We start from the raw sequence: 9,692 nt of genomic DNA on the forward strand, positions 1-9,692 counted from the left end.
CCGATGGAAAGAGGCAGCCCCGTCCAGTCGAGGCTGAGAAGGGCACCCGCCCCCTCTTCGGCGATTTCCAGCCGGAAGTCGGCCGCGTCGCCCCTTTCCGCAAGGCGGCGGACGAGGCCGGCGAGGAGCGCCACGATCTCGAACCCGTCGCAGCGCAGGATGAGGTCGGCGGCGCGGGACACGAGCGCCTGGCCCTGCGCCTCCACCCGCGCCCCGAGCCCGTCGACGAGGTCCGCCGCCCGGGTCATCGGCAGCACCGTCCAGGCGCCGCGCGCCGCGTCGTAACGCTCGCCGAGTTCGCGCACCGTGGAGGCGAGCGCACCCACCTCCTGCAGCATGGCCGCGCCGAGGGCCCCTCCCCCGCCCGGTCCGCCCTCGCCGAGGCCGCCCCCGTCCTCGGTGGCGACGCCGATCACCGTCTGAAGATTGGCGGCCGGGCGGCGGATGCGGTCGAATATCTCCTCGAGCAGCCGGTCGCGGCCCGCGTGGACCGCGAGGTCGGTCGTCACGTCGCGCAGCGTCAGGACGTAGCCTGGCTTTCCCCCCGCGCTGTCGAGAAGCCGCATCCGGCCGGACAGCACCCGCGCGCCGTCCACCGTCGCCACCATCAGGTCCGAGACGGCATCGGCCTCGCCCGAGGCGACGAGCCGTTCGTAGGCATGGGCAAGCGGTGCGGCGCGAAGGGAGTCGAAGACCTTGCGGTCGAGCCCCGGCGCCGCGCCGGCGCCGAGGAGGTCGGTCGCGGGTCCGTTGTAGAAGACCAGCTGATGCGACGCCGAACAAAGAAGCACCCCGGCCGGCACGTCCGAGAGGAGCGCCTCCAGCCGCCCCTTCTCGGACTGGAGCCGCCCTGTCTCGCGCTCCACCGCCGCATCGAGCGCCGACCGTGTCGCGGCAAGCGTGCCGGACACTGCCGCCGCGGCGGGGCCGAGATCGCCGAGATAGCGCGCGGGTCCCGGATCGAAGGCCCCGGCGCCCTCGGCATGGGCCTGCGCCCTCAGCCCCGCGGCGATCCGGTCGAGCGCGCGGCCCACGTTCTCGTCGAAGAGGCGCCAGACCCAGGTGACGACGCCGAGAAGTCCGAGGCCCGCCGCCGCGCCCGCGAGAATGAACCCCGAAGCAACCTCCGGGTCGCCCATGCGCAGGAACGAGACCCAGAGCCCGCCCGCGATCGCCGCGACCCCACCCAGGGCGAGGGCCGCAAAGAACAGCAGGAGCCGCTGCCGGAGGCTCAGCCGTTCAAGCATTGCCTCCCGCCCCCGGTTCGAGAAGCCGGCGCACCTCCTCGCGCAACTCCTTGAGTTCGAAGGGCTTGGCGATGAACCCGTCGGCGCCGAGCGCCAGTCCCTTGCGCCGCTCGATCGCGGAGCCGCGCGCGGTCATCATCAGGATCTTCACGTCCTTCAGCTTGGGGTCCATCCGCACGTTCTGGCAGATCTCGTAGCCCGAGACCTCGGGCAGCATCACGTCGAGAAGGACGAGATCGGGCGCCGTGTCGCGGATCTTCGGCAAGGCTTCGGCGCCGTTCGCGATCCTTTCGTGGTCGTACCCCTCCCGGGTCAGCACGTAGTCGAGCGCGAGCGCGATGTTGTCCTCGTCCTCCACGATCAGGACGCGGTGTCTGAGCTTGCCTCCCTCCATGTCATCCTCCCATGCATGCCGCGCGTATCAGTGGATCTTCGGGGTCCGCCGCCCGCCATTCCGCGCCTGCGAGTGCGCCGTCGGTGCCGAAATCGCCCGCCTCGCCGAGTTCGGCCTGCCGTCCCCCGATGCAGTCGAAAGCCATGGTCATCGTTGCCGTCGGCTGCCAGCGGGCGACGAGAAAGACCGGCAGGATCACGACCCCGGGCTGCGCCTCGTGGCGCAGGGGCGCGCGCCGATCGAGCGCGATCAGGCGCGAGGCGGCGGGAAAGACCAGCGTCCAGGGGCGATAACCGACGGTTTCGCCACCCTGCCAGACGACGGCGACGCCCTCGGGCAGGGCCTCGGCCGTCCGCCCGGCCCAGGAATATTCCGCCCAGACGGAATAGCCGAGCATGGCCACACCGGCCGCCGCCGGCATCCACCAGCTCGGCAGCCGCCAGCCGGACAGGTGCCGGATCGCGTAGACGAACGCAAAGACCGCGGCCCCGATCCCAAGAAAGGCGATCATGTGGATTACCATGACGACCTCATCCCAGCGCTGCCTTGCCGTGTCCCACCGCCGATTGCATGGTGCGCACGACCACGAAGGCATCCCGCAGGTGGCTGCGCTCGAAATCCGACAGATCCGAGGGCGAAAGGAAATTGTCCGGCGCATCGCCGGCCCGCACCCGCCGCGCCTGATGTTCGAGCCGGGTTTCGGCGATGAGGTCGTAGGCCTCCATCAGGTCGCGCCCCCCCGTTGGCGAGATCACGCCCGTCTCCGTCGCCGCCGCCAGCCGCGCCCGGGTGTTGACGGCGGTGAGCCGGCCCTGCAGCGCATAGACCCGGCCGAGGTCGGCGACAGGCACGACACCGGAATGTTTCAGGTCGATCTGGTTGCGGTGCTCGCCGGAGCGGATCGTGGCGAAGCCACGGATGAGGCCGAGGGGCGGCGTGTGCTTCAGCGAGTTGGAGACCATGTGGGCGACGAATATCGAGTTCTTCGACGCCGCCGCGAGCGTCTCGGCCTGAATGTCGGTGAAAAGCCCGGTCACCCCTCCGATCGGCCTGAGGTCGAACATGACCGAGGCGAGCATCTGCGCCTCGGGGTCGGGCTTGGCGATCCAGCCGCGGAAGTAGTCGCGCCACTTCGCCACCGGCTGGCACCAGCGCGGGTTCGTCGCCATCATGTCGCCGGGGCAGTAGATGTACCCGCAGGCGTTGAGCCCGTCGGACACGAATCTCGCGAACCGTTCGAAATAGCCCATGTCGTCGGCCGTCACCCGGTCATCCAGCATCAGGCAGTTGTCCTGGTCTGAGACGCCCGTCTGTTCCTGACGGCCCTGGCTGCCGCAGGCGAGCCAGAGATAGGGCACCGGCGGCGTGCCGAATTCGGCCTCGGCCATCGCGAGCAGGCGGCGGGTGACCGCATCCGCGATGTCGGTGACAAGCCGCGTCGTGACCTCGTGCGGGTGGTTGCCGCCGACGAGTTGCAGGAGAAGCTGCGGAATGCGCCGGGTGACGGTCGCCATCTCCTCCACCCGCTCGGCACCCGCGAGGTCACGGATGAGGACGGCCGACGACAGCGCCTGGAGCCGCGTCAGGTCGGTCTGGGTGACCATGCCGACGAAGCGGCCGTTGTCGGTGATCGGCAGATGGCCGATCTTCCGTTCCAGCATCAGGTGCAGGATGTCGGACCCGAGGGCGGTCGGCGGCAGTGTCACCGGATCGGGCGCCATCACCTCGGCCACCGGCGTCGAAGGGTCACGCCCCTCCGCGAGGACCTTGGCGGCGAGGTCGCGCGTCGTCACGACGCCGATCAGCCGCCCGTCGCCATCGGTGACGCCGAGGCTCGACACCCGGGCGTCGCGCATGATCTTTGCGACCTCCCTGACGCTCGTCATCGGGCCGCAGCCGAGCGGTTCGCGCGTGAGAAACTCCGAAACCTTGCGGGTCGTCAGGTCGTTCACCCGGGGCTCTGCCCCGCGCGACCGGTTGAAGAAGCGCTCGAACGACGGAAAGGTCGCGATCAGCCGCCGGAACTCACCCACCGGCAGCTTCAGCAGGGTCGCGTCCTCGGTCGCGCGCGCGGAGGTCACCGCGAGACCGTCGCGCATCAGCCCGCGCTCGCCGAAGGAATTGCGCCGGCCCAGAAGCGAGACCAGAACGCCGTTGCGGTCGAGGATTTCAATCGTGCCGGCCTCGATGAGGTAAAGCCCCGTCAGCGGCTCGCCCATGCCGTAGATCTCGGTTCCGGCCGGAACCTGCCTGCGGCCGAAGGAACCGGCGACGCGCGCCAGTTCGTCCTGCGGCAGTGTGTCGTAGGGATGGACCGACTCCAGGAAGGTCTGGATGGTCCGGATATCGTCGTGCACCGCCGGCCCCAGATTCAGGATAGGGGATGCGCCCCTCGAAAGGGGCGCATCCGGGTTCAGTTTCAGTGGTGCGTGGCCGCGCCCGCGCCTTTCGGGATGCGGATCGATTCCACGAGGTCCACGACTTCCTGCGGCGGCTCTTTCGTCATCGCCGAGATCACGTAGGCGACGCCGAAGTTCACCACCGCGCCGACCGTGCCGATCGACAGCGGCGAGATGCCGAAGAAATGGTTCGCCGGAACGTTCTCGTACACGTTCGTGCCAGGGATGAAGAACCAGCCGAGGTAGAGGAAGATGTAGACCGCGGTGAAGACGAGGCCCGCCAGCATGCCCGCGATCGCGCCTTCCTTGTTGATGCGCTTCGAGAAGATGCCCATCATCAGAGCTGGGAAGATCGTTGCCGCAGCCAGACCGAAGGCAAGCGCCACCACCTGTGCGGCGAAGCCCGGCGGGTTGAGGCCGAGGTAGGTCGCCACCACGATGGCAAACGCCATCGAGATGCGTGCCGCCAGAAGCTCGCCCTTTTCCGAGATGTTCGGGTTGATCGAGCCCTTGATGAGGTCGTGGCTGATGGCCGAGGAGATGGCCAGCAGCAGACCTGCGGCGGTCGAGAGCGCGGCGGCGAGACCGCCGGCGGCGACAAGCGCGATCACCCAGCCCGGAAGCCTGGCGATCTCGGGGTTGGCGAGCACCATGATGTCGTTGTCGATCTTGGTGACTTCGTTGCCGGCCCAGCCGCGTTCCGTGGCAATGGCCGCCACGGCCTCGTTCTTGTCGTTATAGTACTGGATCTTGCCGTCGCCGTTCAGGTCCTCGAACTGAAGAAGTCCGGTGGCCTTCCAGGTGTTGATCCAGGACAGGTTCGGGTCGGAGTTGATCGCCTCGAGGCTGAGCGCATCGCCGTCAAGCGCGTTCCCGGCAACGGCGTTCGGCCAGAACGTCGTGGTCAGGTTGAGCCGCGCCATCGCACCTACGGCCGGAGCCACGGTGTAGAGAAGCGCGATGAACACCAGCGCCCAGCCGGCAGAGGAGCGCGCGTCGGCGACCCTCGGGACGGTGAAGAAGCGGATGATCACGTGCGGCAGACCCGCGGTGCCGATCATGAGCGACATGGTGAAGAGGATCATGTTGAACATGTTGGAGGTGTCGGCGGTATAGGCGGTGAAGCCGAGTTCCGTCACAACCTGATCGAGCTTCTGCAGCATCGAGACGTCGCCGCCCTGCGGTACGTAGCTGCCGATGAGACCCAATTGCGGCAGGAAACTGCCGGTCAGGTTCAGCGAGATGAAGATCGCCGGGATCGTGTATGCGATGATCAGAACGACATACTGCGCCACCTGGGTGTAGGTGATGCCCTTCATGCCGCCGAGCACGGCGTAGGCGAAGACGATCGCCGCACCGATGTAGAGGCCCATGTCGGTCGACACTTCGAGGAAGCGCGAGAAGGTCACGCCGACGCCCCGCATCTGGCCGATAACGTAGGTCACCGAGATGACGATGAGGCAGACGACGGCGACAAGGCGCGCTGTGCCCGAGTAGAAGCGGTCGCCGATGAATTCCGGCACCGTGAACTTGCCGAACTTCCTGAGGTAGGGCGCGAGAAGCAGCGCCAGAAGCACGTAGCCGCCGGTCCAGCCCATGAGGAACGCCGACTGCGTGTAGCCGCCCGCCGGGGCGAGCGCGATGATCCCGGCCATCGAGATGAACGAAGCCGCCGACATCCAGTCCGCGCCCGTCGCCATGCCGTTCATGATCGGGTTGACGCCGCGTCCTGCGGCATAGAACTCAGCGGTCGAGCCCGCGCGGGCCCAGATCGCGATCCCGATGTAGAGGGCGAATGTCAGGCCCACCACGATCAGGTTGAGGGTAAACTGATCCATCTGTCCCCTGCCCCCTTATTCTTCCACGCCGTGTTCGCGGTCCAGCTTGTTCATCTTCGCCGCGTAGGCGAAAATCAGGACCAGGAACACGTAGATCGATCCGTTCTGGGCCATCCAGAACCCGAGGTCGGCGCCGCCGACCGAAATCCCCTTCAGCGCGGGCCGCAGAATGATGCCCATCCCGAAGGAGCAGATGAACCAGATGGCAAGCGAGATAAGGATGACCCTTACGTTCGCCTGCCAATAGGCGTGTGACGATGATTTGTCTGCCATATTGGCGTCTCCCCTAGGTTTCCTCCCACCCGCGCCCCGTGCGTCGGGGCGCCGGCCTTTCTATCCCGCCTTTCGCGCGACGATCGCGGCGAGCCCTTCGGCGATCGCGTCGATGGAGCCCATCGCCGGAACCGTCTCGAGCAGGCCCATCGCCCGGTAGTGCGCGATCAGCGGGGCCGTCTGGGCGTGATAGGCCGCAAGCCTTTCGCGCACCGTCTCGGCATTGTCGTCGGCGCGGCGCTTGAAGCCCGTGCCGCCGCATTTGTCGCAGACCCCCGCCGTGGCGGGCTGCTTGAACTCGTCATGATACCCCTCGCCGCAGGCGGCGCAGGTGTAACGGCCGGCCACGCGGCCGACCATCGCCTCGTCGTCCACCTCGAGGCTGATCGCGGCGCTGACGCCGCGGCCCTCGCCGGCGAGAAGCGCGTCAAGCGCCTCCGCCTGCCCCGCGGTGCGCGGGAAGCCGTCGAGGATGACGCCCCTCGCCACGTCGGGCTGGGCCATCCGGTCCTGCAGGATCGCCAGCACGATCTCGTCCGAGACGAGTCCGCCGGCCTCCATGACCGCCTTGGCCGCGAGGCCCGCGGGCGTGCCCGCCGCCACGGCGGCGCGCAAGAGGTCACCGGTCGAAAGCTGGACGAGCCCGAAGCGTTCCTCCAGCATCCGTGCCTGGGTGCCCTTCCCCGCGCCGGGAGGCCCGAGGAGGATGATGACGGAAGGTGCGGTCATGACCTCTCCCATCGTCTCAGGCCCGGTTCATCCGGTTCTCGATGAGGTCGTCGACGACCGCGGGATCGGCCAGCGTCGAGGTGTCGCCGAGCGCGCCATAGTCGTTCTCGGCGATCTTGCGCAGGATGCGGCGCATGATCTTGCCGGAGCGCGTCTTCGGCAGGCCCGGCGCCCACTGGATGAGGTCGGGCGAGGCGATGGGGCCGATCTCCGTCCGCACCCATTTCACCAGTTCCTTGCGCAGGTCCTCGGTGGCCTCCACCCCGTTCATCAGCGTGACATACGCGTAGATGCCCTGGCCCTTGATGTCGTGCGGATAGCCGACGACGGCGGCCTCGGCGACCTGGGGATGCGCGACGAGGGCGCTTTCGACCTCGGCTGTGCCCATCCGGTGGCCCGAGACGTTGATGACGTCATCGACCCGCCCCGTGATCCAGTAATAGCCATCCTTGTCGCGCCGGCAGCCGTCGCCGGTGAAGTAGTAGCCGCGGTACTGCGCGAAGTAGGCTTCCTGGAAGCGTTCGTGATCGCCCCAGAGGGTGCGCATCTGCCCCGGCCAGCTGTCGGAGATGCAAAGCACGCCCTCGCATTCCGTCTCGCCCTGGCGGACGGCAGTGGCCGGATCGAGCACCACCGGCTTGACGCCGAAGAACGGCACCGTGGCCGACCCCGGCTTGGTCGGCGTGGCCCCCGGCAGGGGCGTGATCATGTGGCCGCCGGTTTCGGTCTGCCACCAGGTATCGACGATCGGCAACCGGCCCTGTCCGACATGCTTGTCGTACCAGTTCCAGGCCTCGGGGTTGATCGGCTCGCCGACCGTGCCGAGGACACGCAAGCTCGACAGGTCGTGCTTGGCGACCCATTCCGGACCCTGCCCCATCAGCGAGCGGATCGCCGTCGGCGCGGTGTAGAACTGCGTCACCTTGTGCTTGGCGCAGACCTCCCAGAACCGGCCCGCGTCGGGATATGTCGGCACGCCTTCGAACATGACCGTGGTCGCGCCGTTCGCCAGCGGTCCGTAGACGATGTAGCTGTGGCCGGTGACCCAGCCGACATCCGCCGTGCACCAGAAGACGTCGCCGTCATGGTAGTCGAAGACGTATTGATGCGTCATCGCTGCATAGACGAGATAGCCGCCCGTCGTATGCACCACGCCCTTCGGCTTGCCGGTGGAGCCGGAGGTGTAGAGGATGAAGAGCGGGTCTTCCGCGCCCATCGGCCGCGGCGGGCATTCGGGGCTTACCATGTCCATCATGGCGAGCACATCCACGTCGCGGCCCTGGATCCACGAGGTCTGGTCGCCGGTATGCTTCACGACGAGGCAGCGCACCTTGTCCGAGCAGTGCAAGAGAGCCGCATCGGTGTTGGCCTTCAGGGGCGTCCGCCGCCCGCCGCGCGGCGCGCTGTCGGCGGTGATGACGAGCTTGGCGCCGGAATCGTTGATCCGGTTGGCGAGAGCATCGGGCGAGAAGCCGGCGAATACGATGGAATGAATGGCACCGATCCGCGCGCAGGCCAGCATCGCATAGGCGGCCTCGGGGATCATCGGCAGGTAAATGACGACGCGGTCGCCCCGCATCACGCCCTGGCTCAGCAGGACGTTGGCCATCTGGTTCACCTTGCGCGACAATTCGCGGTAGGTGATGTGCTTCGCAGGCGTCTTCGGATCGTCCGGTTCCCAGATGATCGCGGTCTGCAGCGCACGGTCCTTCAGGTGGCGGTCGATGCAGTTGACCGACGCGTTCAGGACGCCATCCTCGAACCACTTTATCGAGACCTTGCCGAACGTGAAGTCGGTGTCCTTGACGCGCGTGTAGGGCTTGATCCAGTCGAGCCGCTTGCCCTCGCGGCCCCAGAAGGCATCCGGGTCAGCGATCGATTCGGCATACATCTCGCGGTACTTGGCGGCGTCTACATGGGCCTTCTCGAAGCCCGGGGGGACCTCACGCAACTCCGACGGCTGAACCGACTGGTCCTTGGCAGCTGACATCTCGATACTCCCTTGCAGATCCGGCGCCGCGCAAGGTGACCCGCTTCGCAACGCCAAAGGCCCACGACCCCGCCCCGGGGTCAAACGCTGAAGCATTGTAGTCCATTCGTTGATTTCTGTGTAACTCTTTTTAAAGAATAGATTTTCCTGTAAATTTCTTGACATTTTCCCGGCTAATACAGTAAATCTCGGAAAATGTGGCAAGAATTTGCCGAGGGTTTTCAACTTCTTGGCATCTCATCGGCTGGTGAAGCTCAGCCCTTGCCCGTGCGGACACCACGCGATGGCGCCCGCGGCAGTCCGCGGGAGGAGTCCGCAGCCGCGTTTCCGGCCCGCGGATGTTTGCGCTCGCAACTTTCGGGCGATTCGCGGGGCGCGGACGAAATATCTGAGTCGGCGTCGAGCGAACGGAGCGATCACATGGAGAAGGGGAGAACCGATCGCAAGGGCAGCGCCGACGAAGGCATGGCGAAGCCGGGATCGGGCCCGAGGCAGTGACGATGGCGATGGCCATGTGCAAACCGTCGATGGCGCCAGTGGGCCCGAAGGGCGCACCGACCGGGAACGATACAGGCCCGGAACGCTTCAGGCCCTTGGCCCTCCCGCCACACTGTTGCCAGCCTTGGCAGATATTGTTCGGAGAAACGGGGGCTTGTCTTGCCCGCCGCCCGGTCCATGATGCGTCCGGAGGAGTCCTCCGGGCGCGGTGACGAGAGACGGCGCGCGGGCTTTCAATGAGGGTACCGAGCCAGGACAGGAGCGCCGCTTGCCAATCCCCACGGACCCGCAGCGCCTCAGTGACCCGATCCGGGAAACCGACGC

General features: G+C 67.1%; 7 protein-coding genes and 1 pseudogene. All 8 read right to left on the reverse strand.

What is annotated here, in order from left to right; translation table 11 throughout:
* Positions 1-1,247 (reverse strand): annotated as a pseudogene (locus tag ACMUOO_RS15015) (DNA polymerase III subunit epsilon); the annotation flags it as partial.
* Positions 1,240-1,641 (reverse strand): response regulator transcription factor, encoded by a 402-nt coding sequence (locus ACMUOO_RS15020; RefSeq protein ID WP_301917869.1) that lies wholly within the window; start codon positions 1,639-1,641, stop codon positions 1,240-1,242. The pseudogene ACMUOO_RS15015 and the gene ACMUOO_RS15020, both read right to left, overlap by 8 nt.
* 1 nt (position 1,642) lies before the next feature.
* On the reverse strand, positions 1,643-2,164 hold the full coding sequence (locus tag ACMUOO_RS15025) for a hypothetical protein (protein WP_301917868.1): 522 nt from the start codon (positions 2,162-2,164) through the stop codon (positions 1,643-1,645).
* A gap of 7 nt (positions 2,165-2,171) precedes the next feature.
* Complete coding sequence (locus ACMUOO_RS15030) at positions 2,172-3,998, reverse strand: DUF294 nucleotidyltransferase-like domain-containing protein (RefSeq protein ID WP_301917867.1); 1,827 nt, start codon at positions 3,996-3,998, stop codon at positions 2,172-2,174.
* 62 nt (positions 3,999-4,060) lie between these two features.
* Entirely contained in the window at positions 4,061-5,878 is a 1,818-nt protein-coding gene (locus tag ACMUOO_RS15035) for a sodium:solute symporter family protein (protein WP_301917866.1), read from the reverse strand.
* Between the two features lie 15 nt (positions 5,879-5,893).
* Positions 5,894-6,151, reverse strand: coding sequence for a DUF4212 domain-containing protein (locus tag ACMUOO_RS15040; protein ID WP_301917865.1), 258 nt, complete (start codon positions 6,149-6,151; stop codon positions 5,894-5,896).
* A gap of 60 nt (positions 6,152-6,211) precedes the next feature.
* A complete protein-coding gene (locus ACMUOO_RS15045) occupies positions 6,212-6,880 on the reverse strand; it encodes an adenylate kinase (protein ID WP_301917864.1) in 669 nt (222 codons plus the stop codon).
* 16 nt (positions 6,881-6,896) lie between these two features.
* Entirely contained in the window at positions 6,897-8,870 is a 1,974-nt protein-coding gene (gene acs / locus ACMUOO_RS15050; protein WP_301917863.1) for an acetate--CoA ligase, read from the reverse strand.
* Positions 8,871-9,692 lie beyond the last annotated feature (822 nt).

Origin of the sequence: Albidovulum sp., assembly GCF_041919395.1 — a bacterium.
Classification (GTDB): Bacteria; Pseudomonadota; Alphaproteobacteria; order Rhodobacterales; family Rhodobacteraceae; genus Albidovulum.

What these genes read in the sequence shown, in the direction of transcription:
- ACMUOO_RS15020 (WP_301917869.1), bottom strand. Translation starts at nt 1,641, where the DNA reads ATGGAGGGAGGCAAGCTCAGACACCGCGTCCTGATCGTGGAGGACGAG.
- ACMUOO_RS15025 (WP_301917868.1), bottom strand. Translation starts at nt 2,164, where the DNA reads ATGGTAATCCACATGATCGCCTTTCTTGGGATCGGGGCCGCGGTCTTT.
- ACMUOO_RS15035 (WP_301917866.1), bottom strand. Translation starts at nt 5,878, where the DNA reads ATGGATCAGTTTACCCTCAACCTGATCGTGGTGGGCCTGACATTCGCC.
- ACMUOO_RS15040 (WP_301917865.1), bottom strand. Translation starts at nt 6,151, where the DNA reads ATGGCAGACAAATCATCGTCACACGCCTATTGGCAGGCGAACGTAAGG.
- ACMUOO_RS15045 (WP_301917864.1), bottom strand. Translation starts at nt 6,880, where the DNA reads ATGACCGCACCTTCCGTCATCATCCTCCTCGGGCCTCCCGGCGCGGGG.
- acs (WP_301917863.1), bottom strand. Translation starts at nt 8,870, where the DNA reads ATGTCAGCTGCCAAGGACCAGTCGGTTCAGCCGTCGGAGTTGCGTGAG.